Raw genomic sequence first — 24,934 nt, 5'->3', positions numbered from 1 at the left:
GGAACTCATCGCCGTCGCCGTGGCCGGTTTCCCGCGCGGCGGGGGCGGGCCCGCTACAGCCGCTCCGGCAGGTCGAACGGGCCCAGCACGCCGGGGTCGGTGTACACGGTGTTGCGGGTGACCAGCCCGCCGGCGAGCTCCAGCAGTTGGACGCTGTGCAGCCGGTGCCCGGCGCCGTCGGGGGCGTAGGCGGCGAACGCGTGCTGGCCGTTGGCGCCGACCGGGCGGGTGCGCCAGCCGGTGCCGCGCATGGCGTAGACCCGCTCCATGAACCGGCCGTAGTGCTGCGGGCCCCGGTACCACAGCGGCAGCGGCGGCATCTCCAGGACGGCGTCCCGCGCGAGCAGGCCGACCAGCGCGGGCACGTCGGCGGCCTCGAACGCGGCGAGGTAGCGGTCGACGGCGGCCCTGGTCGCGCTGTCGTCCGCCTCCCTGACCTGCTCGGCCGCCGTGCTCCCGACGGCCGAACGGGCGCGCTGCAGGGCGCTGTTGACGGCGGCGACGGTGGTGTCGAGCTGTTCGGCGACCTCGGCGGCGCTGAACGCCAGCACGTCGCGCAGCACCAGGACGGCCCGCTGCCGGGCGGGCAGCAGTTGCACGGCCGCGACCCAGGCCAGGCGCAGGTCGGTCCGGGCCGCCGCGTCGAGCCGGGCGTCGGGGAACGGCTCCAGCCAGGGCACGTCGGTGGCGGGGGCCAGCGGCGCGCCCGGGTCCCGGCCGGGGGCGCCGAGCCCGGCGGGCAGCGGGCGGCGGGCGCGGCCCTCCAGGGCGGTGAGGCAGGCGTTGGTGGCGATCCGGTAGAGCCAGGTGCGCACCGAGGCGCGGGCGGGGTCGTAGCGCTCGCGCGCGTTCCAGGCCCGCAGCAGGGTCTCCTGGACGAGGTCCTCGGCGTCGTGGAAGGAGCCGGTCATCCGGTAGCAGTAGGCCGTCAGTTCCGGTCGGTGCGCCTCGAGTTCCACGGCCCTCATCCTGCCGCACCCGGGGGGTACCGATCGTACCGGGACCGATCGGCTCCGGACTCTTCCGCTTCCGGCCGGATTCTGACAGAGTCGTCCGCTATCCGGTGCGCCGGGGCCGGAACGGGGGGTGCGTCACCATGCTGGGCTTCGTCCTGCTCAGATTGCGCGGGCGGCTGCCGCTGGCGGCCGCGGTGCTGTTCACGGTGCTGATCGCGACCACCGTGCTGACCACCCTGGTCGCCTTCGACCGCACCGTGGCCGAGGCGGGCGTGCGCCGGGACTTGGCCGGCGCGGGCCGGGCCGCCGTGCTGCTGGACTCCGACCACGGGCTGGGCGCCAGGGGCGCGGACGACGCGGCGGTGGCCGCGCTGGGCACCGACCTGTTCGACGGGCTGCCGGTTGCCGTGCGGTCGCTGGCCCGCAGCCGCGCGTACGGTCTGCCCGCCCAGTCCGGCTCCTCCCCCGCGGCCGCCGCGGCCCCCGCGTCCGCCCCGGCCGCTCCGGCCCGCGAGGTGGACCTCACGGTGCTGGCGGCACTGGAACGCGACCGGGTGCGCCTGACCGCCGGTCGGTGGCCCGCCGAGCGGAGCGCCGACGGGACGGTGCAGGTCGCGGTACCGGGCAGCGCGCTGTCCCGGCTCGGCCTGGCCGAGGACGCGCTGCCCGCCCGGGCGGTGCTCTCCGACCGGTACGGCGGGCCCCCGCTGACCGTCGAGGTGACCGGCGTCTACCGGGCCGAGGACCGGGACGCACCCTACTGGCGGCTGGACCCGCTGGGCGGCCGGGAGATCCAGGTCCGGGGTTTCACCACGTACGGGCCGATGCTGGTGGACGACCGCGCCTTCACCTCCGGGCTGCTGCCGCAGGGCGGCCGGAGCGCGCTGCTGAGCGCCGACTTCACCGACGCCGGCCGGGAGCGGATCGGGCGGGTCGGGGAGCGGGCCGACCGGCTGGCCGAGCTGATCCGGCGGGACGCCCCCGGCTTCCAGTCGCAGACCGAACTTCCCGCGCTGCTGGCCGAGTTGCGCGCGGCGACGCTGGTCACCGAGTCCGGCCTGCTGATCGGCGGGCTGCAGCTGGCGGTGCTCGCCGGGGCGGCGCTGCTGCTGGTGGTGCGCCTGGTGGCGGGGCGGCAGGCCCGGGAGGACGCGCTGCTGGCCGCCCGGGGCGCGACCCGGGGCCGGCTCGCGGCCTGGACGGCCGTCGAGGCGCTGCTGCTGGCGCTGCCCGCCGCGCTGCTGGCCCCGCTGCTGACCGGCCCGCTGCTGCGGCTGCTGACCTGGCGCGGCCCGCTGGCCGGCCTGCCGCTGGAGCACGCCGACACCGCCGTGCGCTGGCCGGCGGCCGCGCTGTGCGCGCTGCTGTGCGTGGCGCTCGCCGCGCTGCCCGCGCTGCTGCGGCGGGGCCGGGCCCGGGTGGTGTCGCGCCGCCAGGCGGTGGTCGGCACGGCGGTGCGCTCGGGCGCGGACCTGGCGCTGCTGGCGCTGGCGGCGGTCGCCTACCGGCAGCTGGACGGGCGCACCGGCGGCCTGTCGGTGGACGCCGGCGGGCGGTTGGGCATCGACCCGGTGCTGGTCGCGGCGCCGACCCTGGCGCTGTGCGCGGGGACGCTGCTGGTGCTGCGGGTGCTGCCGTTCGCGGCCCGGCTGGGGGCGCGGCTGGCCGCCCGGGGGCGCGGGCTGGGGGTGGCGCTGGGCGGCTGGCAGCTGGCCCGCCGCCCGGGCCGGGCGAACGGGCCGGTGCTGCTGCTGGTGCTGGCGGTGGCCTGCGGGATGCTGGCGGTCGGCCAGCACGCCGCGTGGCACGACTCGCAGCGCGACCAGGCCGACTTCGCCGCCGCGGGCGGCCTGCGGATCCAGGGTTCGGCGCTGCCGCCGCTGGGCCAGGGCGGCCGGTACGCGCGGCTGCCGGGCGGCGACCGGCTGCTGCCGGTGGCCCGGATCGACCAGTCGCTGCCGGGGCGGGCGCAGGGCGGGGTGCTGCTGACCGACACCGTCCGGGCGGCCGCCGAGCTGCGGGTGCGGCCCGACCTGTTCGACGGCCGGCCGCCCGGGGAGCTGCTCGCCCCGCTGGCCGCGCCGCAGCCGTCCGGGGTGCCGCTGCCCGGGCACCCGGTCCGGATCGACCTGGTGGTGGGCGTGTCCGTCGAGGCCGCCGAGCACCTCGTCCGGGACGCCCCGCCCCCGCAGGCGCCGGGCCTGTGGCTGTGGGTGCGGGACGGCTTCGGGACGGCCCACCGCCTGCTGGTGCCGCAGCTGCCGGCCCGCGGCGAGCTGACCGTCTCGGTGGACCTGGACGCGCTGGCCGCCGCGCCGCTCGGCTCGGCCGCCGGCCCGCTGACCCTGACCGGCTTCGGGCTGACGTACCCCTCCGGCGGGAACGAGCGCAGCAGCGAGCTGACGGTCCGCCGGATCGAGGTCGCCGACCGCGCGGACGGGCCGGGCGTGCCGGTGCCGGTGCCCGCGGGCGCCTGGAGCCTGCGGGCCGAGGACGGCTCCCCGGTGCGGTTGGCCGACGGCCCGGCGGCCGACCGGCTGCTGACCGCCTCCTACGCCGCGCCGCCGGACCACTGGGAGGGCGCGCACGCCGTGCTGCTCCCGCCCGGTGGCGACGCCCGGCCGGACCGGGAGGTCAGGGGCCTGGCCACCCGCGGCTACCTGGCGGCGGTCGGCGGCGCGGTCGGCGAACTGGTCCAGGTGAAGGTCGGCGGCACCGCCGTGCCGGTCCGGATCAGCGGCGCGGTCGAGGCGCTGCCGGTGCAGGGCGGCACCGGCCTGCTGCTGGACCTGGCCGACACCGGGCGCTGGCTGGCCGAACGCGACCTGGACGTCCCGGCGGTCTCCGAGTGGTGGCTGCCCGCCGCCGGTCCGGGCGACCGCGTCCCGGCCGAGGCCGCCGCCGCCCTGCGCGCCGGGCCGACCGCCCAGCGGTTGACGCTCCGCGAGGAGGACGCCGCCGCCCGGCTCGGCGACCCGCTCAGCGCGGCCCCGCAGAGCATGCTGGTCGCGCTGGCGCTGGCCGCCTCGGTGCTGGCCGCGATCGGCTTCGCCGCCGCCTCGGCGGCCGCGGCGGCCGAGCGGGCCGGCGAGTCGGCGGTGCTGCTGGCGCTGGGCACGCCCCGGCGGCTGCTGCACCGGAGCGCCGCCGCCGAGCAGGTGGTGCTGGTCGGCCTGGGCACCGGGGTCGGCCTGCTGCTGGGCGCCGCCCTGGTGCACCTGGTGGTGCCGCTGGTGGTGCTCACCCCGGCGGCCCGGCCGCCGTTCCCCGGTGTCCTGGTCGACCTGCCGCCGGGCCGGGTGCTCGCCCTGACCGCCGCGACGGCCGCCCTCCCCCTGTGCTGCGCGCTCTTCCTCGGCGGCCCCCGGCGCAAGCCGCCGGCCGCCCGCCTGCGCGCGACGGAGGACGCGTGAGCCCGCCCCGGCCCTGCGGCTCGCGCCGCCTCCCGGCGCCGCCCGCGCCCCGGCCCGTCCGTCCCCGCCGTCCCCCGGCCCGTCCGCGCCCCGTGGAGGAGCGATGAGCACCCCCGCCCCCTGGGTCCGCACCCGGCTGCGCACCGCGCCGCTGGCCGCCCTGCTCACCGCCGCCCTGGCGCTGGTCCTGGCCTTCCTGGCGGCCGCGCTGCCCCGGGCGCTGGACCGGGGCGCGGACGGCGCGCTGCGCGGTTTCCTGCACGGGTACGGCCCGGTCGGCACCAGCGTGGTGGTGACCGGCGACCCGCGGCCCGGCGGCGGCGATCCGGCCGGGCAGTTGGACGACACCCTGGCGGAGCTGACCGGCCTGGTCGGCCCAATGCTGCCGCTGGACGAGGGCGCCCCGGTGTACGGGCGCCGGGCCCTGCAGCCGCGTTCGCTGCCCGACCCCGCGCTGGACCGCCCGGAGGGCACCGCGCCCGAGTTCGCCCTGGTGTACCAGCACGGGGCGCGCGAGCACGTCCGGCTGACGGCCGGCCAGTGGCCGGGCGGCGCGGCGGACGGGGAGCCGGTGCCGGTCGCGCTGTCGGTGTCCACCGCCGAGACGGTGAAGGCGGGGCTGGGCGCGGTGCTCGACGGCGACGCCTCGGTGCTGTTCCCGGCTACCCCGCTGAAGCCGCAGCGGGTGCGGGTGGTGGGCCTGTACACCGTCGACGACCCGGCCGACCCGTTCTGGGCCGAACTGCGGTGCGCGGTCGGGGTCTGCCGGAACCTGACGCCCACGCACGGCCCGGGGGAACTGCCGATGGCGTACTGGTACGCCGTCGCGCTGACCGGCCCGGAGTCGGTGTCCCGGCTGGGCACCTGGGGCGGCGCGGTGGAGGACTTCTGGCGGCTGCCGGTGCGGGTGGACGCGCTGCGGGCGGACCGGTTGGAGGCGGTCTCCGCCGCGCTGGCGACGGTCACCGCGGGGCCGGTCGCCGTGCGGGTGGCCACCACTGCGGGGCGGCCGGACGTGCGGATCGGCTCGGGGCTGCGGGAGGCGATCGACACCGCCCGGCAGCGGCAGGCCACGATCGACTCGATCACGGCGGTCGGCCCGGCCGGGGCGGCGGGGGTGGCGGCCGTGGTGCTGTGCCTGGCGGCGGCGCTGGGGGTGGAGCGGCGGGCGGGTGAGCTGCGGCTGCTGCGGGCCCGGGGCGCCGGGATCGGCGGGGTGCTGTGGCGGCTGCTGGGCGAGGGGGCGCTGACCGTGCTGCCCGCGGCGGTGCTGGGCGGGGCGGCGGCCCTCGTGCTGCTGCCGACGCCGCGCTGGGGTCCGGCGGTGGTCGCGGCGGGCGCGGTGACGCTGCTGGCGCTGCTGGCCCTCCCGGTGCGGGCGGCGCTGCTGCTGCGCGGCGCGGGCGGCGGGGCCCGGCGCGGGCGGCTCCGGCTGTCGGCCGAGGGCGTGGTGCTGGCGGTGACCGCGGCGGCGGTGGCCCAACTGGCCCGGCGCGGGGTGTCGCCGCTGGGCGGGGGGGTGGATCCGCTGCTGGTGGCGGCGCCGCTGCTGCTGTCGCTGTGCGGGGCGCTGCTGCTGGCCCGGGTGCAGCCGGTGCTGGTGGGGTGGCTGGCGCGGTGGGCGGGGCGGCGGCCGGGGGCGGTGGGTTTCCTGGGCCTGGCGCGGGCGGCCCGGGGCGGTGGCGGGGCGCGGTCGCGTCCCTCGGTGCTGCCGCTGCTGGGGCTGGTGCTGGCGGTGGCCTGCGGCGCGGTCGGCGCGGACGTGCTGGGTTCGGTGGCCGCGGACCGGATGCGGGTGGCCAGGTACGGCCTGGGCGGCGACGCCTCGGTGAGCGCGGGCCTGAACGGCGCGCTGCCGCAGCCGTTCCTGGACGCGGCGGCCCGGCTGCCCGGGGTGGAGACCTCGCTGCCGGTGTGGATCGAGGACGACGTGACGATGTCGGTCGGTGCCGGCGCCTCGGTCCGGGTGAACGTGGTGGTGGCCGATCCGGTCCGGTACGCGCGGCTCGCCGGGACGGCCGGGCGGGGCCGGTTCGATCCGGCGGCGCTGGCCGCCCCGGCGGGCGGCGGGCCGCTGCCGGTGGTGGTCAGCGGCGACCTGCCGGCGGGCACCTTCGACCTGCGGCTGGCGGGCGGCGAACCGGTGCAGGTCCGCACGGTGGCCGTGGCCGACGGCACGCCCGCGCTGACGGGTGCGGCCGGGCCCACCGTCCTGCTGTCGTCGGTGGCCGCCGCCGACCTGCTGCCCCGGTTCGGCGGCCCGGACGAGTGGCTGGCCGTCGGGCGGCCGGACGACGCGGCGCTGCGGGCGCTGGCCGAGCGCTTCCTCGGTCCGCCGGCCGCGGCCGGGCACCCGGGGCACCGGGTGCGGACCGCCGCCGGGGAGGCCGCGGCGCTCGGCGACGACCCGTTGCAGGCGTCGTCGGTGCGGCTGTTCTGGCTGTCGGTCGGCGCGACGGCGCTGTTCGCGCTGCTGGCGCTGCTGTTGACGCTGCTGCGGGCCGGTCCGGAGCGGGCGGCGGTGCTGGCCCGGCTGCGCACGATGGGGCTGCGGCCGCGGCAGGGGCTGGCCCTGGTGCTGGCCGAGGTGCTGCCGCAGGCGCTGGTCGCCGCCCTGGGCGGGGCGCTGGTCGCGGTCGGCTGCCTGCTCCTGCTGGGCCCGGCGCTGGACCTCTCGCCGCTGGTCGGCGCCGGCCTCCCGACCGGGCCGCGGCTGCTGGCCGCGCCGGTCGTCCGCCAGGCCGCGGGCCTGGCCCTGCTGGCGTCGCTGGCGGTGCTGGCCGAGGCCGCCGTCACCGCCCGCCGGCAGATCGCCGCCGAACTGCGCGCGGGCGACGCCCGATGACCACCACCCCGTCCGTCGGAAGGGACGACCCGATGAACACCCCGCCCCCGAGCCTGGAGGAGCTGCGGCGCCGGGCGCTGGCCGCGGCCGCGCCCCGGACGGTCCGGGCCGACCTGGCGATCGCCTGCGAGCGGCTGGTCCGGATCTTCACCACGGACGGCGTCGAGGTGCAGGCGCTCCAGGGCCTGGACCTGACGGTGGACCGGGGCGACCTGGTGGCGCTGGTGGGGGCGTCCGGCAGCGGCAAGTCGACGCTGCTGAACGTCCTGGCCGGGCTGGACGCGCCGACGGCGGGCAGTGCCACCGTGGACGGCTGCGACCTGCTGGCGATGTCCGCGAAGGAGCGGCTGCGCTACCGGCGCGAGGTGGTGGGCTTCGTCTGGCAGCAGACGGCCCGCAACCTGCTGCCGTTCCTGACGGCCGCGCAGAACGTGGCGCTGCCGGTGCAGTTGCGCTCCGGCCACCGCGCCGCCAAGCGCCGACGCGCCCGCGTCACCGACCTGTTGGAGGCCCTGGGCATCGGCGAACTGGCCCACCGCCGCCCGGCCGAGCTCTCCGGCGGGCAGCAGCAGCGGGTGGCGATCGCGGTGGCGCTCGCCAACGAGCCCGCCGTGCTGCTGGCGGACGAGCCGACCGGCGAGCTGGACACCGAGACCGCCACCGGCATCTTCGACGCCTTCCGGACCGTCAACCGCGAACTGGGCACCACCGTGGTCATCGTGACCCACGACCCGATGGTGGCGAGCGAGGTGCGCCGCACGGTGGCGATCCGCGACGGCCGCACCGCCAGCGAGGTGCTGCGCCGCACCGAGGTCGACGAGCACGGCACCGAGACGGTCAGCGAACGCGAGTACGTGATGCTCGACCGCACCGGCCGCGTCCAGCTCCCGGCCGCCTTCCTGGCCGCCCTCGGCATGGAGCACCGGGTCGCCGCCGACCTCGCCGCCGACCACATCGCGCTGCGCCCCGACGCCTCCGGCTGAGCCCTCCCGGCTGTCGGTGGCGCGTCCTATGCTGGGGACCGTGCCAATGATCATGGATCGTGACGGGGTGGCGGAGCGGCTGGAGCCGTTCCGGCGGGAGTTGACGGCGTACTGCTACCGGATGCTGGGCTCGGCGTTCGAGGCGGAGGACGCGGTGCAGGAGACGCTGCTGCGCGCCTGGTCGAAGTTCGACGGGTTCGAGGGCCGCTCCGCGCTGCGGACGTGGCTGTACCGGATCGCCACCAACGTGTGCCTGGACATGGCCCCGGCGGCGCAGCGCCGGGCCCGTCCGATGGACCTGACCTCGCCGTGCCCGGCGAACGCGCCGGACTTGGCGCAGTTGGAGGAGAACGTCTGGGTCGGCCCGGTGCCGGACGCGCGGGTGCTGTCGGGGGATCCGGCGGACGTCGCGGTGGGGCGGGAGTCGATCCGGCTGGCGTTCGTGTCGGCGCTGCAGAAGCTCCCGGCCCGGCAGCGGGCGGTGCTGATCCTGCGCGAGGTGCTGGCCTGGTCGGCGGCGGAGACGGCGGAGCTGCTGGAGACGTCGGTGGCGTCGGTGAACAGCGCCCTGCAGCGGGCCCGGGCGACGATGGCCGCCCAGGGCCCGGCGGGCGACACCTTCGATCCGCTGGACGAGACGCAGCGCTCCCTGCTGTCCCGGTACGTCGAGGCGTTCGAGTCCTTCGACATCGAGGCGTTGAAGCGGCTGCTGCACGAGGACGCGGTGCTGAACATGCCGCCGTTCCAGATGTGGGTGCGGGGCGTGGTCGAGCTGGGCGAGTGGTGGCAGGGCGCGGGCTGCGGCTGCGCGGGCTCCCGGCTGCTGCCGGTGGAGGCCAACGGCACGCCGGCCTTCGCCCAGTACCGCCCGGCCGAGGACGGCGAGGGGTGGACGCCGTGGGGCATCACCCTGGTGGAGATCGTCGACGGCCGGATCGCCACCATGACCAACCACATGGACGTGGAGCGGCTGTTCCCGCTGTGGGGCCTGCCGATGCGGCTGACCGCCGACCCGCGCGCCTGACCGCGCCCGGCCCCGCCCGCGGCGGACGGGCGCGCTCACTCCACGGGCAGTGCCTCGTCCAGCCCGGTGAGCCGCAGCAGCAGCCGCAGTCGGGGCCCGGCCCCGCGCAGCACCACCTGGTGGCCCGCCCGCCGCACCCGCACCGCCAGCCGCCCGATCCGCTGGAGGTCGGCGGGCCCGGGCCGGGCCACCTCCCCCACCAGCAGCGCGACACGGACGGGGCGCACCGGGCCGGCGAGCAGCGCGTCGAGCCGCGCCTCCGCCTCGGGGTGCAGGGCGAGTTCCAGGGTCTCCATGCCTGTGCTGACCGCCCGGGGGCGCGGAACTCATCGCCCGGCCGGGATTCCCCCCGGGGTCAGCCGTACTGCCACCAGTCGAAGGCCGTCGCGCAGGCCTGCCGCAGCGCCTCCGCGCCGACCTCGGGCCGTTCCTGGACGCCCGTACCGGCCTCCCCCTCCACGATTCGCGACGGGCTGGCGGCCACCCCGGCGGGTGTCGGCCCGGGCCTGGTCAGACGAAGTAGCCGCCGTCGACGGCGAGCACGCTGCCGGTGATGAACGCGGCGGCGGGCGTGGCGAGGAAGACCACCGCGGCGGCGACCTCCTCGGGGCGGCCGTAGCGCCCCAGGGCGTTGGCGGCGCGCTGGACGGCGGCGTTCGGGCCGTCCTGGGGGTTCATCTCGGTGTCGGTGGAGCCGGGCTGCACCACGTTGACGGTGATGGCGCGGGGGGCGAGCTCCTGGGCGGCGGCGCGGCTCCAGGCGACGACGGCGGCCTTGGTGGCGGCGTAGTCGGCGAGTCCGGGCCGGCCGGGGCGGGCGGCCAGGTTGGAGCCGATGGTGACGATCCGTCCGCCGTCGGGGAGCAGGCGCGCGGCGGCCCGAACGGCGGCGGTCACCCCGCCCACGTTGACCGCGTGCTGCCGGGCCAGCGCGTCCGGGTCCGCCACGCCGGTGACGAGCCCGGGGGCTATCACGCCGGCGTTGTTGACCAGCACGTCGAGCCGTCCGAAGTCCGCGGCGACGGCGGCGACCAGGGCCTCGACCTGGGCGGCGTCCCCCTGGTCCGCCTTGTAGGCGGCGGCCCGCCGCCCGAGCGCCTCGATCCGCCGGACGACCTCTTCGGCGCGGGGCGCGGATCCGCTGTGGCTGAGCGCGACGTCCGCCCCGGCGGCGGCCAGGGCCAGCGCGGTGGCGGCGCCGATGCCGCGCGAGCCGCCGGTGACCAGGGCGGTGCGGCCGGCCAGCACGTCGGGCGCGAAGGTGGCGGTGGGCGGGTGCGTCATGTCGGGTTCCCCTCCGATATGTGTACCGCTCGGTACACATCGCGCACGCTACCATATCGATCGGTACGGAAATCGCGGGCCAGCGCCCGAACCCCCGGGAAGGCAGGGCCAGATGACGGGCCGTCCGCGCGCGTTCGACTTCGACGAGGCGCTGGAGCGCGCCATGCGGGTCTTCTGGCGGCACGGCTACGAGGGCACCGCGCTCTCCGACCTGACCGCCGCGATGGGCGTCAACCGGCCCAGCCTGTACGCGGCGTACGGCAACAAGGAGGCGCTGTTCCTCCGGTGCCTGGAGCGCTACCACCGCGGCCCCGCCCGGCACGCCCGGGAGGCCCTGGCCGAGCCCACCGCCCGGGCCGTCGCCGAGCACCTGCTGCGCGGCACCGTGGAGGTGGTCACCCGCGAGGAGGGGCCCGGCTGCCTGCTGGTGCACGGCGCGCTGGCCACCGGCCCCGGCGCGGAGGGCGTGCGCGCCGAGAGCGCGGCCCGCCGCGCGGCGCACCGCGAGGCCCTGCGCGCCCGCTTCGAACAGGCCGCCCTGGCGGGCGAGTTCCCTCCCGGCACCGACCCCGGGGTGCTCGCCGACCACCTCGCCGCGCTCACCTACGGCCTCGCCGTCCAGGCCACCGAGGGCGCCCCGCCCGACCGGCTGCACCTGATCGCCGCCCACGCCCTGCGCGGCTGGCCGCACTGACCCCGGGCCCGCGCCCGTGCCGCCACCGCCCGACCGCCCGACCGCCCGACCGCGCAAAGCGGAACCGCCCGGCGCCGCGCTCTCGCGGCAGCCGGGCGGTTCGTCCGCACCTCGTCGGCTCAGGCGGCCTTGGCCCCCGTCGGGGCCGGCGCCGCGGTCTTCGGCGGGGAGCCCGCGGGCTTGCGGAAGAAGAAGTACAGCGTCGGCACCAGGTACAGCGCCCAGACCCAGACCTGGACCTTGGTCGGGTCGGGCTGGAAGTTGAACACGCCCTTCAGCAGCGTCCCGTACCAGCTGTCGGCGGGGATGGTGCTGGAGATGTTGAACGCGTGCACGTGCAGGCCGGGGATCCAGTCGGCCTCCTGCAGGTCGTGCACGCCGTAGGCGAGGACGCCGGCCGCGACGACGACCAGCATGCCGCCGGTCCAGGTGAAGAACTTCGCCAGGTTGATCTTGACCGCGCCGCGGTAGAACAGCCAGCCGAGGACGACCGAGGTGAGCAGGCCGAGGGTGGCGCCGGCCAGCGGGCTCCAGCCGTCGCCGGTGGACTGGACGGCGGTCCAGATGAACAGCGCGGTCTCCAGTCCCTCGCGGCCGACGGCCAGGAAGGCGGTGACGATCAGCGCGGTGGTGCCCATCACGAGCGCGGCGTCCAGCTTGCCCTGGAGCTCGCTCTTCAGGTGGCGCGCGGTGCGGCGCATCCAGAAGACCATCCAGGTGACCAGGCCGACGGCGATGATCGACAGGCTTCCGCCGAGGGCCTCCTTCGCCTCGAAGGACAACTGGTTGGAGCCGAACTGCAGCACCGCGCCGAAGGCCATCGCCAGCGCGACGGCGCTGCCGACGCCGATCCACACCGGGGCGAGCCGGTCCTTGCGTCCGGTCTTGACCAGGTAGGCGATCAGGATGCAGACCACCAGGCTGGCTTCGAGGCCCTCGCGCAGGCCGATCAGGTAGTTGGCGAACACGGCGGTTCTCCTCCTTCGGGGCTTCAGAAGAGTGGGGGCGGGGGTCAGCCGAAGAGGGTCTGGCCCCACCACTCGCCGGGCTTGCGGACACCGGGCGGGCAGGCGAAGTGGGCGGATCCGACGTGGGTGATGTACTCGTTCAGCCTGTCGTTGGCCGCGAGCTTGGTCTGCAGCGGGACGAACGCCTTGCGGGTGTCGCGCTGGTACGCCAGGAAGAACAGGCCGGCGTCCAGGCGGCCGAGGCCGTCGGTGCCGTCGGTGAAGGAGTAGCCGCGGCGCAGGATCATCAGCCCGCCGTTGCTGTCGGGGTGCGCCAGGCGGACGTGCGAGTCGGCGGGCATCGCCGACAGGTCGGGGGCGTCGCGCTCCTTCTGCTTGCCGTAGGGGGCGCCTTCGATCTTGGTGCGGCCGAAGGTGTCCTCCTGCTCCTTGAGCGAGGAGCGGTCCCAGGTCTCGATGGTCATCCGGATCCGGCGGGCGACCAGGTAGGAGCCGCCGGTCATCCAGTCGGCGCCGTCGCCGGGGGCGACCCAGACGTGCTGGGCCAGGGAGTCGGCGTCCGTCCCGGCGATGTTGTGGGTGCCGTCCTTGAAGCCCATCAGGTTGCGCGGGGTCTGGCTGTCCGGCGTGGTGGAGGAGGTCTTGCCGAAGCCGAGCTGCGACCAGCGGACGTTGACCACGCCCATGCCGATCCGGGCCAGGTTGCGGATCGCGTGCACCGCGACCTGCGGGTCGTCCGCGCAGGCCTGGACGCACAGGTCGCCGCCGCTGCGGGCGGCCTCCAGCCGGTCGCCCTTGAACTTGGGCAGCTCGACCAGCGCCTCGGGCAGCTTGGCCCTCAGCCCGAACCGGTCCTGGCCGTCCTTCTCGAACAGGGTCCGCCCGAAGCCGATGGTGAGGGTGAGCCGGGAGGCGGGCAGGCCGAGCGCCTCGCCGGTGTCGTCCGGCGGCGACTCGGGGACGACGCCGACCGCGCCGCCGCCGACCTCGCGGCCGCCGGTGATCGAGGCGGCCGCCTTGGTCCACTCCTTGAGCATCTTGACCAGGGCGTCCCGGTCGTCGGTGATCACGTCGAAGGCGGCGAAGTGCAGCCGGTCCTGGACGGGGGTGGAGATGCCCGACTGGTGCTCGCCGTAGAACGGGACCTCCGGCGAGGTCTGCGGTGCGGCGGCGCCGTCCCCGTCCGACATGGTCGCGGCGGCCACCGTGCCGACCGCGGCCGCACCGAGCGCGACTCCGGCTCCCGCCCAGCCTATGACGGCCCGTCGGCTGAGCCCGGCGCGCTGCGCCTGCCCGCCGCCCTCGGCGGGGGCCGCTTGCTGCTCGTTCTCGGCGTCCATCTCTGGCGTTCCCTCTCGGACGTGAAACCGGGTACGGGTGCTGCCGCGGCCGCGACAGCACCCTGACGAGGACTTAGCTTACGCTGCCCTTACCTGGGCTTCCCGCGCGGCCCGCCCCCCTTGACCTGGGCTTGACCGTCTCCGGCCGTCCCCGGCCGGGTCAGGCCGCCGTGCGGCGGGCGGCGTGCCGGCGGGCCGTTACTTGGCCACGACCGCGGCGGCCAGCTTGGACAGCGGCTCGCCCAGCGAGTTCACCGCGTCCGAGAAGGCCTTGCGCTCGTCCTCGGTGACCTTGTCGTAGGAGGTGTAGGTGCCGTCGGCGCCCCGGTACTTGCCGAGCAGTTCGGTGATCTTCTCGAACTCGGCGTCCAGGGTCCTGGACAGCTCCGGCTCGTTCTCGGAGGCGACCGGCTTCAGCAGCTCGTATGCCTGGCGGGCGCCCTCGACGTTGGCGGCGAAGTCCGACAGGTCGGTGTGGCTGTAGCGGTCCTCCTCACCGGTGATCTTGTTCTTGGAGACCTCGTCCAGCAGCTCCTTGGCGCCGTTGGCCATGCCGGTGGGGGTGATCTCGGCCTCGGGGACGCGCTTCTGCCAGTCCTTGAGGTCGGCGACCAGTTGGGCGGCGAGGGTCTTCTCCTCGTCACCGATCCTGCCGTCCACCCACAGCGACTTCTCGATGCGGTGCCAGCCGGTCCAGGCCTGGCCCTCCTCCAGGGCGTCCTCGCGGGTGTCGGTCTTCGGGTCGATGTCGCCGAAGCTCTCGGCCACCGGCTCGGTGCGCTCCCAGCCGACCCGGGAGGCGGCGAACAGCGACTTGGCCTTCTCCACGTCGCCGGCGGTGACCGCGGCGGCGAACTGCTCCACCACCGGGACGGTCGCGTCGGCCTGCTCCTGGGCGTACTTCCGGTAGTCGGCGACCGCCTGGGTCAGCCGGTCGTCCGCCTTGGCCGAGGCGGAGGCGCCGGCCGTGACGGTGATCTTCTGCCGGATGCCGTCGCCGGTCATGCCCGGCTTGCAGGCCACCTCGTAGGTGCCGGCCTTGATCTCGGCGTTGATGGTCACCTTGGTGCCGGGGCCGATGTTCTCCCGCTCGGTGACGATCTTGTCGCCGTCGGAGTAGACGTACACCTCGGTGACCTTGCTGCCCTTGTTGGCCACGGCCAACTCGACGTGCCCGGCCGGGAAGGAGGTCTTCGACAGTCCGCACGCGCTGTCCGTCGCCGTCACCTGCACCGGCCCGGCGGCACCGTCCGCGGAGGCCTTGCCGTCGTCCTTCTTCGAGCACCCCACCAGAGCGGCACCCGCCACGGCGAGGACCAGGAACGCGGCGGCGGACGTACGACGGGCGGGCATGCTCACTCCAGGGACGAGGGGACGCGGGGTCGGGCCGATGCGGCGGCCGCTCCGGGGGGACCGGGGGCGACCGCCCAGTAAGCTAAGGCATACCTTAGGTCCCCTGCCGCACCGGGTCGACACCCCGTGCCGCGGAGGGCCTCCCGCGCCGCCCCGCGCCACCAGTCATTTCCGGCCAACTCCCGTACCCACATCGGGACTTCACTCATGCCGTGAACCACGCGCCCGCCCCGCCTGTGACCGGAACCACTCGCCCCGGAACGCCGCCGGGGGCGCGCGGAGCGTTCTCGCTCCCCGCACCCCCGGCCCGGAAACACCGTGGTGCTAGGGCAGGTTGCGGGCCATCACGATCCGCTGCACCTGGTTGGTGCCCTCGTAGATCTGGGTGATCTTGGCGTCGCGCATCATCCGCTCCACCGGGTAGTCCCGGGTGTAGCCGTAGCCGCCGAGCAGCTGCACCGCGTCCACCGTGATCTCCATCGCCACGTCCGAGGCGAAGCACTTGGCGGCCGCCCCGAAGAAGGTCAGGTCGCCGTCACCGCGCTGGGACTTCGCGGCCGCCGCGTACGTCAGCTGCCGGGCCGCCTCCAGCTTCATCGCCATGTCGGCCAGCATGAACTGGACGCCCTGGAAGTCGGCGATCGCCTTGCCGAACTGCTTGCGCTCCTTCACGTACCCCTTGGCGTAGTCCAGCGCGCCCTGCGCGATGCCCAGCGCCTGGGCCGCGATGGTGACCCGGGTGTGGTCCAGCGTGCGCATCGCGGTCGCGAAGCCGGTGCCCTCGGCGCCGATCATCCGGTCCGCCGGGATGCGCACGTCGTCGAAGTACACCTCGCGGGTCGGCGAGCCCTTGATGCCGAGCTTCTTCTCCGGCGCGCCGAACGAGACGCCCTCGTCGCCCTTCTCGACCACGAAGGCGGAGATGCCCTTGGAGCGCTTCTCGGGGTCGGTCACGGCCATCACCGTGTAGTACTCGGAGACGCCCGCGTTGGTGATCCAGCGCTTGACGCCGTTGAGCACCCAGAAGTCGCCGTCGCGCACGGCCCTGGTCTTCATGCCGGCCGCGTCCGAGCCGGCCTCGGGCTCGGAGAGGCAGTAGGAGAACATGCCCTCGCCCCGGGCCAGCGCACCCAGGTACTTGGCCTTGAGCTCCTCCGAGCCGGACAGCTGCACCGGCAGCGAGCCCAGCTTGTTGACCGCCGGGATCAGCGAGGAGGACGCGCACACCCGCGCCACCTCCTCGATCACCAGCACGGTGGCCAGCGCGTCCGCGCCCGCGCCGCCGTACTCCTCCGGCACGTGCACGGCGTGCAGGTCCGCGGCCTGCAGCGCGTCGAGCGCCTCCTGCGGGAAACGCCCCTCCTCGTCCACCGCTGCCGCGAACGGGGCGATCTTCGCCTCCGCGAGCGAGCGCACCGACTCCCGGAGCATGTCGTGCTCCTCGCCGAGCCGGTAGAGGTCGAAGTCCTGGGTCATGGCAGTCTCCTCGGTGTGGCACTCAGTACCCCCGATTATGCACACTCAGTGTCGTCTGGCCCAGCCCGAAGGTCCTGGTCGGTGCTACCGTCCGGGTATGAGCGAGGTGCATGAGCAGGACCGGACCGCCGGGGGCGGCCCGGCGCGTCCGACGATGCGGGACGCGCTGGTGGAGGCGGCGTTCGAGCTGTTCTCGGAGCGGGGTTTCGAGCAGACCACGATCGACGACATCGTCTCGCTCGCGGGTGTCGGCCGGCGGTCGTTCTTCCGGTACTTCCCCTCCAAGGAGGCGGTGGTCTTCCCCGACCACGACGGCTGCCTGGCGGACATGACGGCCTTCCTGGCCGCGGCCGACCCGGCGGGCGACGCGGTGGAGCAGGTCTGCGACGCGGCCCGGCTGGTGCTGCGGATGTACGCGGGCAACCCGGCGTTCTCGGTGGGGCGCTACCGGCTGACCAAGCAGGTTCCGACCCTGCGCGTCCACGAGCTGTCCGTGGTGTGGCGCTACGAGCGCACCCTGGCCGGCCACCTGCGCACCCGCTACGCGGCCCGCTCGGACGGCGCGCTGCGCGCGGACGTGATCGCGGCGGCGGTGGTCGCCGCGCACAACTACGCGCTGCGCTCCTGGCTGCGCTCGGGCGGCGAGGGCGACGTGGGGGCGGCGGTGGACGAGGCGCTCCAGCTCGTGGTCGAGACCTGGGGCGGCGGTGGCGAGGGCGGGACCGGAGCGCCCTCGCGGGACGACGAGGTGGTGGTGATGGTGGCCCGGCGCGGCACCCCGATGTGGCGGGTGGTGCAGGGCGTCGAGGCGGCGCTGGAGGGCTGAGCGCCCTCCGCCCGCGCGGCCCCGGCGGCCCGCGCCCGCCCGTCCGCGCAGCTCCGGCGGCCTGTCGAAGATCGTCCGATATGAATGGCACTGGGTACCTTTACACAAGGCACTGAGTGCCATACCTTCCTTCTGGCAGTCGCCCCGACCGCACGCCCACTCCCGGGCGGCGGTACGGCGGCGCGCCCATGTCCCAGGGAGGAGACGGCCATGACACTCACACTCGCCCCGTCCGCACCGCTCGCCCCGCAGCACTCCACCGCCTTCCCGTCGCAGCCGGGCGAGGCCGAACTCGACTACCGGCGCTGCCGCTGGTGCCACTCGGCCAGCTCGGCGGCCTGCCTGCTGTGCCCGGTGTGCGGCTCGGCCGACCTGACGCCCGCGCGGGCCTGCGGCCAGGGCACCGTGCAGCGCCTGCTGCGGCCGACCCGGCGCGGCGCGCAGCCGGGACGGCCCTACCTGATCGTGCTGGACGAGGGGTTCACCGTGCAGGCCGCGGTGCTCGGCGGGCTGCCGGGGGCGGTGCCGATCGGCGCCCGGGTGCACCTGGTGGCCAGCGAGGAGGGCGGCCGGGTGCTGACCTTCCGCCTCGCGTCCCGGCTCTGAGCGGCCCCCGCCCGCTCCCCCGGCCCCGGGCCGCCGCCCCACCGGCGCCCGGTCCGCGCCCCCGTCCACTGGCACCGGGTGCCACCGGACGGGGGCGCTCCTCCTTCGGACATCCGTGCCGTGCGCACGCTTTCGACATCCCGTGCCCCAGCTGTGCCTGCCTGGCGGGAACCGGTGCACGCACCGCCGCCGCGCGGGTAGGGTCGATGGCGTTTGTCGTTCCGGGGGAGGTACTCGCACGTGCTCGATCTGAGCGCAGATCAGTCGGCCGCCCGCTGGCGCCCGTTGTCGGGGCCGCCGCCCGCCCGGGCCTGGCGCAGCGGCCTGGCGGCCAATCCGGGGGCCCCGGCCGAGGTGCTGGGCCGGCTGCTGGAGGACGGCGCGGAGCCCGGCTGGCTGGCCCGCCGGCCCGAGCTGCCGGCGCCGGTGCTGGAGGCCGCCCGGCAGCACCCGCAGTGGACGGTGCGGGCCGCGCTGGCCGAGCGCCCGGGCCTGCCGGCGCCGGTGCTGGCGGCACTGGCGGGCGACCGGGAGCGCCGGGTGCGCCGGGCCGCCGCGTCGGCGGCGCACCGCACGGCGCTGCCGCCGGCCGCGCTGGCGGAGCTGGCCGCCGACCGCGACCCGGACACCCGCCGCCGGGTGCCGGGCTGCGCGGGCCTGCCGCCGGAGCTGCTGGTGGAGCTGGCGCAGGACACCTCGCCGCTGGTGCGGGCCGCCGCGGTGCGGGCGGACTCCTGGTCGCGGCTGCCGCCGCGGGTGCGCACCTCGCTGCGGGCCGACCGCGACCCCGCGGTGCGGGCGGCGGTGCGGCGGGCGCTGCGGGTGGAACGCGAGCTGCCGGTGTCGCTGGCCGGGTACATCGCGGAGAGCGACCCGGCCCGGCGGGAGCGGACGGCGGCCTCGGCCCCGCTGGACCGGGCGCTGGGCGAGTGGCTGGTGCTGGACGACGACCCGCGGATCCGGGCGGCGGCGGCGGGCAATCCGCACCTGCCCACCGATCTGGCGCTGGCGCTGGCGGCCGATCCGCACGAGTCGGTGCGGCTGGCGGTGTCGCTGCGGGCGGACCTGACGGAGGAGCAGCGCTCGGCGGTGGCGTACCGGCTGCCCGACGTGCCGCCGGAGCTGCCCTGGGTGGCGCGGCGGGCGGGCGATCCGGCGGAGCTGCTGCGGCTGGCCCGCTCCTCGCACCCGCTGGTGCGCTGCGCGGTGGCGTCGCTGGAGCGGCTGCCGGCCGAGGTGGTGGCGGTGCTGGCGGCGGACGTCGAGCTGATGGTGCGCCTGGCGCTGGCCGAGCACTGCGCGGACGCGCCGGGCGAGCTGCTGCGCTCGGTGTACGAGCAGCTGCTCGGCCCGGCCTCGCTGGTGGCGGACGACCGGTTCGCGGCGCCGGGCCTGGCCCGCTGGGCGCGGCGGGCGGAGCCGGCGCTGCGGTTGGCGGCGCTGCGCGACCCGGCGCCGGAGCCGGAGGTGCTGGCGGCGCTGGCGGCGGACGCGGACCCGGTGGTGGCGCGGGCGGCGGCGGGCGATCCGCGGCTGCCGCTGCGGGCGCTGCTGGGCGCCCTGGAGCCGGGGGCGCAGCCGGAGGCGGCGGCCGCGAACCCGGCGCTGCCGGTGCCGTTCATGCACCGCTTGCTGGAGCTGTCCTGAGCGGTGCGGCGGACGGCGGAATACCCGCCGATAGGTGAATGTTCAACCACCTGTCGGGCCATCGCGGCCCGGCAGGACCCGGAAACGGGAGGGAGCAGACATGACCACCGACCTCCGCCACCGCGGCGCGTCCGTCGTGGCCCCCGGCGAGAGCACCGCCGAGCGCTGGGCCCGCGCCCAGCTGTTCTTCGACTCCAAGGCGTACTCGGACGCCGCGCTGATCCTCGCCGGGGTCGTCGCCGAGGTGCCCGAGCAGGTCGGCCCGCGCCTGCTGCTGGCCCGCGCCTACTACCACTCGGCCCAGCTGCGCCGCGCCGAGGAGCAGCTGCGCGAGGTGATCGAGCGCGACCCGGTGGAGCACTACGCGCACCTGGTGCTCGGCCGCGTCCTGGAGCGCCAGGGCCGGGCCGCCGAGGCGGTCCCCTACCTGCGGCTGGCGGCCGCGTTCGACGGGGACTTCCCCGAGGTCTGACCACCACCGCCGACCGCACCGCCCGCACCGCCCCCGGCCGTCCGAACCGACGGCCGGGGGCGGTGTGCTGTCGTGGCCGGGCCCGGGCCCTGGCAGGCTGGAGGGAGCGCGCTGACGGAACCGACGCGGAGGTACGGCCGATGCGGACGCTGGAGGAGCAGATCGAGGTGACCGTCCCGGTGGGGACGGCCTGGTCCCAGCTGCACCGGGTGGCGGAGTACCCGCTGTTCGTCGCCGGGGTGGTGCACGCCAGCGCCCACGGGCGGCACCACGCGCACCTGGACGTGGAGTTCGGCGGCGAGCGGCACGCGGTGGACGCGGAGCTGACCGACCACGGGCGGGGCCGGGTGATGAGCTGGGAGACGGTGGACGGGCCGCCGCTGCGCGGCACCTTCGCGCTGCGCGCGCTGGACGCCGCGCACACCCGGGTCCAGCTGCGCCTGGAGTACGACCCGCAGGAACTGGCCGGGGCGCTGGGCGGCCCGCCCGGCCCCGCGCAGGGCCTGGCGGTGGAGGAGGCGGTCCGCACCGACCTGGAGCTGTTCAAGCAGCTCTGCGAGGAGTGAGCCCGCCCGGCCCGCTCCCCGACGGCGCCCCCGGCGGCGGCCCTACCGCCCCGACGGTTCCCCCAGCGGCAGCTCGGCCCAGATGACCTTCCCGCTGGCGGGGTAGCGGGTGCCCCAGCGCTCGGCGAGCTGGGCGACCAGGAACAGGCCGCGCCCGCCCTCGTCGGTGTCGGTGGCGTGGCGCAGGTGCGGGGAGGTGGCCGAGCCGTCCCAGACCTCGCAGATCAGCGCCCGGTCGCGCAGCAGTCGGACCCGGATCGGCGCGGCGGCGTGCCGGATGGCGTTGGTGATCAGTTCGCTGAGCACGAGTTCGGCGGCGAAGCCCTGCTCGGACAGGCCCCAGTCGTCGAGCCGGCGCAGCACCGCGGCGCGGATCCGGGCGACGGCGGCGGGGTCGGCGGGGACGTCCCAGTCGGCGACGTGGTCGGCGGGCAGCGCGCGGGTGCGGGCGACCAGCAGGGCGATGTCGTCGGAGGGGTCGGCGGGGGGCAGGGCGGCGAGCAGGTCCTCGCAGGTCCGCGCCGGGCTCCGGTCGGGGCGGGCGAGGGCGGCGCGCAGCAGTTTCAGGCCGTGGTCGATGTCCTGGCCGCGGGACTCCAGCAGCCCGTCGGTGTACAGCACGATCCGGCTGCCCTCGGGGAGTTCGAGTTCGGCGGTCTCGTAGGGCAGGCCGGTGACGCCGAGCGGCGGCCCGGCGGGCAGGTCGACGATCTCGACCCGGCCGTCGGGGTAGGCCACGGCGGGCGGCAGGTGGCCGGCCCGGGCGAGCGTGCAGCGGCGGGTGACCGGGTCGTAGACGGCGTACAGGCAGGCCGCGCCGGTGATCGGGCGTTCGGCGCCGGCGGGCGCGGGGTGCTCCTGGTCGAGCCGGTTGACCAGGGCGTCGAGGTGGCCGAGCAGTTCGTCGGGGGCGAGGTCGAGCGAGGAGAAGGTGTGCACGGCGGTGCGCAGCCGTCCCATGGTGGCCACCGCGTGCACGCCGTGGCCGACCACGTCGCCGACGACCAGGGCGACCCGGGCGCCGGAGAGCGGGATGACGTCGAACCAGTCGCCGCCGACGCCGGCCTGCGCGGGCAGGTAGCGGGAGGCGACCTCCAGGGCGTGCTGCTCGGGCAGGCCGGCGGGCAGCAGGCTGTGCTGGAGGGCGACGGCCATGGTGTGCTCGCGGGTGTAGCGGCGGGCGTTCTCGACCAGGACGGCGGCGCGGGCGGCGAGCTCCTCGGCGAGGCTGCGGTCCTCCTCGTCGAAGGCCGGGCGCGGGCGGGCCCGCCAGAAGGTGGCCACGCCCAGCAGCGTCCCGCCGACCGCCAGCGGCACGGTGACCAGGGTGTGCACCCGCTGCGCGCGCATCGCGTCGACGGTGCCGGGGCTGACCTCGTCCCAGACGGCCAGCGCGGCGGACAGGTCGGGTTCGACCACCGAGCACAGCCCGGCGACGGCCCTGGCCCTGGGGGTGCCGGGGACGAGCGGGACGGGCGAGCCCGGCGCCAGCAGCGGCGACAGGTCGGTGACGCCGGCCAGCGCGGCGCGGCGCAGCGGGCGGCCCCGCTCGGGGCGCGGTTCGCCGCCGGCCGGGACGCCCTCGTACAGGTCGACGCTGGCGAAGTCGGCGAAGGCCGGGACGAGGGCGGCGGCGAGCTCCTCGCAGGTGCGGGTGATGTCGAGGGTGGTGCCGATCGAGGCGCCGGCCCGGTAGAGCAGTTCCAGGCGCAGCCGGGCGGTGTCGGGGACGGCGAGCGGGGTGCTGTCGCGCAGGGTGGCGATCCGGCAGGACGTTCCGCCTGTGCCGTCGGCGGGGTGCAGGTCGACGGTGAGGGTGCGGCCGTGGACGGTGGCGGGGGCGTCGGTGAGTTCGCCGCCGCGCAGCAGGGCGGTGAGCGCGGGCGGCAGGCCGAGCGCGTCGAGCGGGCGGCCCTCGCAGTCGGCGGGCAGGTCGAGCAGGCGGCGGGCCTCGTCGTTGGCGTAGCGCACCAGCAGGCCGGCGTCGAGCAGCAGCACGCCTTCGCGGACCAGGACGGGTTCGGGAGCGCGGTGGCGCCCCGCGCCGGGGGCGGCGGCCGTCATCCGGGCCGTCCGGCGGGGGCAGGGGACCGGGGTGCCACGGGGACGGGGCGCGGGGCGGTGGACAGCTGTCGCGGAGGGCTCTGGTCCGCCACGCTGCGTCCACCGGGTGCTGCCCGGAACCGGGTCATACGCCCATTCCTACACTCCCGGCTCGGAGCGGGCCAATGGCCGCGCCCGGATTTCCCCCGCCGATGAGCCGGCTCCGACCGGCCCTCGTTCACCTGACGGGAGGTCAGGACCGGAGCGGAACGGGCCGCGTGGATGAGGACGAGGGGAAGTGGGTGCCCGTGCTGGGCCACCCGAACGTGGCGGAGCAGCCGTCACTGGACGAGTACCTGCGGGCTTGACCGCGGGCCCACGGCACTGCGCGGTACGGGTGCGCGTGGACGCGGCGGCGCCGGGGTGGTGGGGCCGCTGGTGACCGCTGTCCGCCTTGGGGCGTCCGGTCTCCGGACGTCCGGGGCACCCCCGGGGGCGGGGCCGGAACGGGCCGGGGAGAGGATAGGCGGATGTAGAAGCCAAGCATCTGCGCGAAGAGGTCTCCACCATGCCCCACATCACCGTCGACTACTCGCCGCAGCTCGCCGACGCCTTCGACCGCCCCGGTTTCGTCCGCGAACTGCACCCGCTGGTGCGCGAGTGGGTGGCGTCCCGGGGCGTGTGCAAGACCTTCTTCCGCCCGGCCGCCGAGACCTGGGTCGACACCGCGGACGGGCAGTTGGTCGCCTTCGTGCACATCGCGATCGGCCTGCTGCCCGGTCGGCCGGAGGGGCTCAAGGGCCGGCTGGCCGAGGAGGTGCTGCGGCTGCTGGACAAGCACCTGCGCCCGGTGCTGGGCCGCGAGGTGGTCCGCTCGGCGGAGGTCCGCGACCTCGCCGCCTCCTACCGGCTGCGCACCGGCTGGTAGCCCCGGGGCCGACGGCGGGCGCCCCGGCGGCGGCCGCCGTCAGTGGCGAACGCCCCGGCGGCGGACGCCCGGGCGGCGGACGCCCGGGCGGTGGACGCTCTCAGCGGTGGCCGAGGACGTTGACCACCCGGCCGTTCGGGTCCCGGACGAAGAACCGGCGCACGCCCCACTCCTCGTCGCACAGCGGGTGGACGATCTCCGCTCCCGCCGCCCGCACCGCCTCGTACGTCGCGTCCACGTCCTCGACCTCCACGCTGAGGTCCGGCACGACGGGCGCGGTGGCGTCCCGGGTGGCGAGGCTGAGCTGCGCGGTCGGGCTGCTGGGGGCGGCCAGCGTCATGATCCAGCCGTGGTTCATGGCCTCCTCCAGGCCGAGCAGGCGGTAGAACTCCCGGTTCCTCCGCTGCGCCCCCTCCCCCGCCACCCGCAGGTTCGGCACCACCCGCCGCACCCGGCCGCGCTCCGGCCGGGCCTGCTGCTCGGCGGCGTCGAAGGCGGGCGCGAGCGGGGCCAGCGCCGCCCGGAGCCGCCCGGGCAGCGCACCGGCGGGAACGACCAGGCCGCCGACCGCCGCCGTGCTGCCGGTCTCCGCACCGCCCGCCGGGCGGAGCCAGTCGTGCAGCGCGACGCGGACCGCCGCGGCGGTGCTCGCCGCGAGGACGCGGGCGGTCTGGGGCGCGGCGTCGCCGAGCCGGCCGGCGATCGCCTCGGCGAGCGGGGGCTCGATCCCGGCGGCGGTGTCGAGGAACGCCGCGCGCAGCGCGGGCCGGGCGACGACCATCAGCAGCGCCTCGGGGGCCTGCGCGCCGGTGTCCGCGTACTGCTCGACCACCGCGTCGGTGACGGCGTCGGCCAGCCGCACGTCCGCGGGCCGGGCGGTGACGGCCGCCGCGACCCGCTCCTCCCGGTCGGCGGCGACGGCGGAGGCGATCGCCTGCTCGCGGCCGGCGAAGTAGTTGTTGTAGGTGCGCGGGGAGACCCCGGCCGCCTCCGCGATGTCCTCGACCCGCACGGCGTCCGGGCCGCGCTCCAGGGCCAGGCGCAGCGCCGCCGCGCGCAGGGCTTCACGGGTGGCCCGCTTCTTCCGCTCCCGCAGCCCGGGTGTCGTCATGCCGCCAGCCTTCCATGCGGCTCTGCGCGCCCGCAAACTTGCGCATCCGAAAGCTCGCACGGAAGCAAACTTTCTCATCAGCAAATTTGCGTACCCGCATTTTCCCTGCCGGCCTCGACCGCGCACCGGGCAGTCCGAGGAGAGGAAGAGCGCCGTACGGGCCAGAGGAACGACCTACGACACCGGGTCCGTCGTGCACGGCCGGACGTTCCGTCCGGACTTCGACCCGGCGCTGGTGCGGCACGAGTTGGCCGTCATCCGCGACGACCTGCACTGCGACGCGGTACAGCTGATCGGCGGGGACATGGCCTGGGAGCCGGAGGCCGCCTTCGCGGCGGTCGCCCGGCGCTACCGGCGCCGCTGAACCCCGCCCCCGGCCCGCCCCGACGCTACCGGCTC

Annotated in this window: 22 protein-coding genes and 1 pseudogene; 12 read left to right on the top strand and 11 right to left on the bottom strand. The window is 76.6% G+C overall.

What is annotated here, in order from left to right:
• Nucleotides 1–53: 53 nt before the first annotated feature.
• Nucleotides 54–968, bottom strand: coding sequence for a sigma-70 family RNA polymerase sigma factor (locus OO48_RS10745; RefSeq protein WP_051731990.1), 915 nt, complete (start codon nt 966–968; stop codon nt 54–56).
• A 128-nt stretch (nt 969–1,096) separates the two neighbouring features.
• On the opposite strand from OO48_RS10745, the gene OO48_RS10740 reads away from it, so the two are divergent.
• The 4 genes from OO48_RS10740 to OO48_RS10725 all read left to right on the top strand — a co-directional run bounded on the left by OO48_RS10740 (nt 1,097) and on the right by OO48_RS10725 (nt 9,221).
• Nucleotides 1,097–4,369 carry an FtsX-like permease family protein gene (locus tag OO48_RS10740; protein ID WP_033214582.1) on the top strand — a complete coding sequence of 1,091 codons (3,273 nt, stop codon included), beginning with the start codon at nt 1,097–1,099 and terminating at the stop codon, nt 4,367–4,369.
• 103 nt (nt 4,370–4,472) lie between these two features.
• Complete coding sequence (locus OO48_RS10735) at nt 4,473–7,214, top strand: hypothetical protein (RefSeq protein ID WP_033214580.1); 2,742 nt, start codon at nt 4,473–4,475, stop codon at nt 7,212–7,214.
• 32 nt (nt 7,215–7,246) lie between these two features.
• Nucleotides 7,247–8,197 carry an ABC transporter ATP-binding protein gene (locus OO48_RS10730; RefSeq protein WP_033214663.1) on the top strand — a complete coding sequence of 317 codons (951 nt, stop codon included), beginning with the start codon at nt 7,247–7,249 and terminating at the stop codon, nt 8,195–8,197.
• Between the two features lie 46 nt (nt 8,198–8,243).
• Nucleotides 8,244–9,221, top strand: a complete 978-nt coding sequence (locus tag OO48_RS10725) for a sigma-70 family RNA polymerase sigma factor (RefSeq protein WP_033214579.1) — start codon at nt 8,244–8,246, stop codon at nt 9,219–9,221.
• A 35-nt stretch (nt 9,222–9,256) separates the two neighbouring features.
• Here OO48_RS10725 and OO48_RS10720 read toward each other — a convergent pair whose 3' ends face one another.
• From OO48_RS10720 to OO48_RS10715, 3 genes are read right to left on the bottom strand one after another with little or no spacing between them, the layout of a single operon-like run.
• Nucleotides 9,257–9,517, bottom strand: a complete 261-nt coding sequence (locus OO48_RS10720) for a hypothetical protein (RefSeq protein WP_033214577.1) — start codon at nt 9,515–9,517, stop codon at nt 9,257–9,259.
• 59 nt (nt 9,518–9,576) lie between these two features.
• Entirely contained in the window at nt 9,577–9,705 is a 129-nt protein-coding gene (locus OO48_RS40630; protein WP_280842395.1) for a hypothetical protein, read from the bottom strand.
• Between the two features lie 26 nt (nt 9,706–9,731).
• Nucleotides 9,732–10,505 carry an SDR family NAD(P)-dependent oxidoreductase gene (locus OO48_RS10715; RefSeq protein WP_051731988.1) on the bottom strand — a complete coding sequence of 258 codons (774 nt, stop codon included), beginning with the start codon at nt 10,503–10,505 and terminating at the stop codon, nt 9,732–9,734.
• A 112-nt stretch (nt 10,506–10,617) separates the two neighbouring features.
• On the opposite strand from OO48_RS10715, the gene OO48_RS10710 reads away from it, so the two are divergent.
• Nucleotides 10,618–11,199, top strand: coding sequence for a TetR/AcrR family transcriptional regulator (locus OO48_RS10710; protein ID WP_033214576.1), 582 nt, complete (start codon nt 10,618–10,620; stop codon nt 11,197–11,199).
• Nucleotides 11,200–11,318: 119 nt separating this feature from the next.
• On the opposite strand, the gene efeU is transcribed toward OO48_RS10710, so the two are convergent.
• From efeU to OO48_RS10690, 4 genes are all read right to left on the bottom strand, one after another.
• On the bottom strand, nt 11,319–12,167 hold the full coding sequence (gene efeU, locus OO48_RS10705) for an iron uptake transporter permease EfeU (RefSeq protein ID WP_033214574.1): 849 nt from the start codon (nt 12,165–12,167) through the stop codon (nt 11,319–11,321).
• A gap of 44 nt (nt 12,168–12,211) precedes the next feature.
• Nucleotides 12,212–13,507 (bottom strand): iron uptake transporter deferrochelatase/peroxidase subunit, encoded by a 1,296-nt coding sequence (efeB, locus tag OO48_RS10700; RefSeq protein WP_033214572.1) that lies wholly within the window; start codon nt 13,505–13,507, stop codon nt 12,212–12,214.
• 198 nt (nt 13,508–13,705) lie between these two features.
• Nucleotides 13,706–14,860, bottom strand: a complete 1,155-nt coding sequence (gene efeO / locus OO48_RS10695; RefSeq protein WP_033214571.1) for an iron uptake system protein EfeO — start codon at nt 14,858–14,860, stop codon at nt 13,706–13,708.
• A 324-nt stretch (nt 14,861–15,184) separates the two neighbouring features.
• Nucleotides 15,185–16,336, bottom strand: a complete 1,152-nt coding sequence (locus OO48_RS10690) for an acyl-CoA dehydrogenase family protein (RefSeq protein WP_033214570.1) — start codon at nt 16,334–16,336, stop codon at nt 15,185–15,187.
• 97 nt (nt 16,337–16,433) lie between these two features.
• Here OO48_RS10690 and OO48_RS10685 point away from each other — a divergent pair, with 97 nt between their 5' ends.
• The 5 genes from OO48_RS10685 (at nt 16,434) to OO48_RS10665 (ending at nt 20,453) form a co-directional block, all read left to right on the top strand.
• Nucleotides 16,434–17,162: a TetR family transcriptional regulator gene (locus OO48_RS10685; RefSeq protein WP_051731987.1), complete on the top strand. Its 729-nt coding sequence runs from the start codon at nt 16,434–16,436 to the stop codon at nt 17,160–17,162.
• Nucleotides 17,163–17,372: 210 nt separating this feature from the next.
• Nucleotides 17,373–17,768, top strand: a complete 396-nt coding sequence (locus OO48_RS10680; protein WP_051731986.1) for a Zn-ribbon domain-containing OB-fold protein — start codon at nt 17,373–17,375, stop codon at nt 17,766–17,768.
• Between the two features lie 240 nt (nt 17,769–18,008).
• On the top strand, nt 18,009–19,415 hold the full coding sequence (locus OO48_RS35035; protein ID WP_167346437.1) for a hypothetical protein: 1,407 nt from the start codon (nt 18,009–18,011) through the stop codon (nt 19,413–19,415).
• Nucleotides 19,416–19,515: 100 nt separating this feature from the next.
• Nucleotides 19,516–19,887, top strand: coding sequence for a tetratricopeptide repeat protein (locus tag OO48_RS10670; protein ID WP_051731984.1), 372 nt, complete (start codon nt 19,516–19,518; stop codon nt 19,885–19,887).
• Nucleotides 19,888–20,027: 140 nt separating this feature from the next.
• Entirely contained in the window at nt 20,028–20,453 is a 426-nt protein-coding gene (locus OO48_RS10665) for an SRPBCC family protein (protein WP_033214567.1), read from the top strand.
• Between the two features lie 42 nt (nt 20,454–20,495).
• Here OO48_RS10665 and OO48_RS10660 read toward each other — a convergent pair whose 3' ends face one another.
• Entirely contained in the window at nt 20,496–22,517 is a 2,022-nt protein-coding gene (locus tag OO48_RS10660; protein WP_033214565.1) for a SpoIIE family protein phosphatase, read from the bottom strand.
• A gap of 547 nt (nt 22,518–23,064) precedes the next feature.
• Between OO48_RS10660 and OO48_RS10655 the strand changes: the two genes are divergently transcribed.
• Complete coding sequence (locus tag OO48_RS10655) at nt 23,065–23,424, top strand: 5-carboxymethyl-2-hydroxymuconate Delta-isomerase (RefSeq protein WP_033214563.1); 360 nt, start codon at nt 23,065–23,067, stop codon at nt 23,422–23,424.
• A gap of 100 nt (nt 23,425–23,524) precedes the next feature.
• On the opposite strand, the gene OO48_RS36105 is transcribed toward OO48_RS10655, so the two are convergent.
• Together OO48_RS36105 and OO48_RS10650 are read right to left on the bottom strand one after the other, a co-directional pair.
• Nucleotides 23,525–23,875 carry a VOC family protein gene (locus OO48_RS36105; RefSeq protein WP_081952037.1) on the bottom strand — a complete coding sequence of 117 codons (351 nt, stop codon included), beginning with the start codon at nt 23,873–23,875 and terminating at the stop codon, nt 23,525–23,527.
• Nucleotides 23,876–23,887: 12 nt separating this feature from the next.
• Nucleotides 23,888–24,535, bottom strand: a pseudogene (locus OO48_RS10650) (TetR/AcrR family transcriptional regulator); the annotation flags it as partial.
• A 193-nt stretch (nt 24,536–24,728) separates the two neighbouring features.
• Between OO48_RS10650 and OO48_RS38180 the strand changes: the two are divergent.
• Nucleotides 24,729–24,899: a hypothetical protein gene (locus tag OO48_RS38180; protein WP_157845424.1), complete on the top strand. Its 171-nt coding sequence runs from the start codon at nt 24,729–24,731 to the stop codon at nt 24,897–24,899.
• Nucleotides 24,900–24,934 lie beyond the last annotated feature (35 nt).

Origin of the sequence: Kitasatospora phosalacinea, from assembly GCF_000716545.1 — a bacterium.
Taxonomy (GTDB): Bacteria; Actinomycetota; Actinomycetes; order Streptomycetales; family Streptomycetaceae; genus Kitasatospora; species Kitasatospora phosalacinea.
The sequence above is the reverse complement of the archived record's forward strand: the minus strand, read 5'-3'. Positions and strand labels throughout refer to the sequence as shown.

What these genes read in the sequence shown, in the direction of transcription:
- OO48_RS10745 (WP_051731990.1), bottom strand. Translation starts at nt 968, where the DNA reads ATGAGGGCCGTGGAACTCGAGGCGCACCGACCGGAACTGACGGCCTAC.
- OO48_RS10740 (WP_033214582.1), top strand. Translation starts at nt 1,097, where the DNA reads ATGCTGGGCTTCGTCCTGCTCAGATTGCGCGGGCGGCTGCCGCTGGCG.
- OO48_RS10735 (WP_033214580.1), top strand. Translation starts at nt 4,473, where the DNA reads ATGAGCACCCCCGCCCCCTGGGTCCGCACCCGGCTGCGCACCGCGCCG.
- OO48_RS10730 (WP_033214663.1), top strand. Translation starts at nt 7,247, where the DNA reads ATGAACACCCCGCCCCCGAGCCTGGAGGAGCTGCGGCGCCGGGCGCTG.
- OO48_RS10725 (WP_033214579.1), top strand. Translation starts at nt 8,244, where the DNA reads ATGATCATGGATCGTGACGGGGTGGCGGAGCGGCTGGAGCCGTTCCGG.
- OO48_RS10720 (WP_033214577.1), bottom strand. Translation starts at nt 9,517, where the DNA reads ATGGAGACCCTGGAACTCGCCCTGCACCCCGAGGCGGAGGCGCGGCTC.
- OO48_RS10715 (WP_051731988.1), bottom strand. Translation starts at nt 10,505, where the DNA reads ATGACGCACCCGCCCACCGCCACCTTCGCGCCCGACGTGCTGGCCGGC.
- OO48_RS10710 (WP_033214576.1), top strand. Translation starts at nt 10,618, where the DNA reads ATGACGGGCCGTCCGCGCGCGTTCGACTTCGACGAGGCGCTGGAGCGC.
- efeB (WP_033214572.1), bottom strand. Translation starts at nt 13,507, where the DNA reads ATGGACGCCGAGAACGAGCAGCAAGCGGCCCCCGCCGAGGGCGGCGGG.
- efeO (WP_033214571.1), bottom strand. Translation starts at nt 14,860, where the DNA reads ATGCCCGCCCGTCGTACGTCCGCCGCCGCGTTCCTGGTCCTCGCCGTG.
- OO48_RS10690 (WP_033214570.1), bottom strand. Translation starts at nt 16,336, where the DNA reads ATGACCCAGGACTTCGACCTCTACCGGCTCGGCGAGGAGCACGACATG.
- OO48_RS10685 (WP_051731987.1), top strand. Translation starts at nt 16,434, where the DNA reads ATGAGCGAGGTGCATGAGCAGGACCGGACCGCCGGGGGCGGCCCGGCG.
- OO48_RS10680 (WP_051731986.1), top strand. Translation starts at nt 17,373, where the DNA reads ATGACACTCACACTCGCCCCGTCCGCACCGCTCGCCCCGCAGCACTCC.
- OO48_RS10670 (WP_051731984.1), top strand. Translation starts at nt 19,516, where the DNA reads ATGACCACCGACCTCCGCCACCGCGGCGCGTCCGTCGTGGCCCCCGGC.
- OO48_RS10665 (WP_033214567.1), top strand. Translation starts at nt 20,028, where the DNA reads ATGCGGACGCTGGAGGAGCAGATCGAGGTGACCGTCCCGGTGGGGACG.
- OO48_RS10660 (WP_033214565.1), bottom strand. Translation starts at nt 22,517, where the DNA reads ATGACGGCCGCCGCCCCCGGCGCGGGGCGCCACCGCGCTCCCGAACCC.
- OO48_RS10655 (WP_033214563.1), top strand. Translation starts at nt 23,065, where the DNA reads ATGCCCCACATCACCGTCGACTACTCGCCGCAGCTCGCCGACGCCTTC.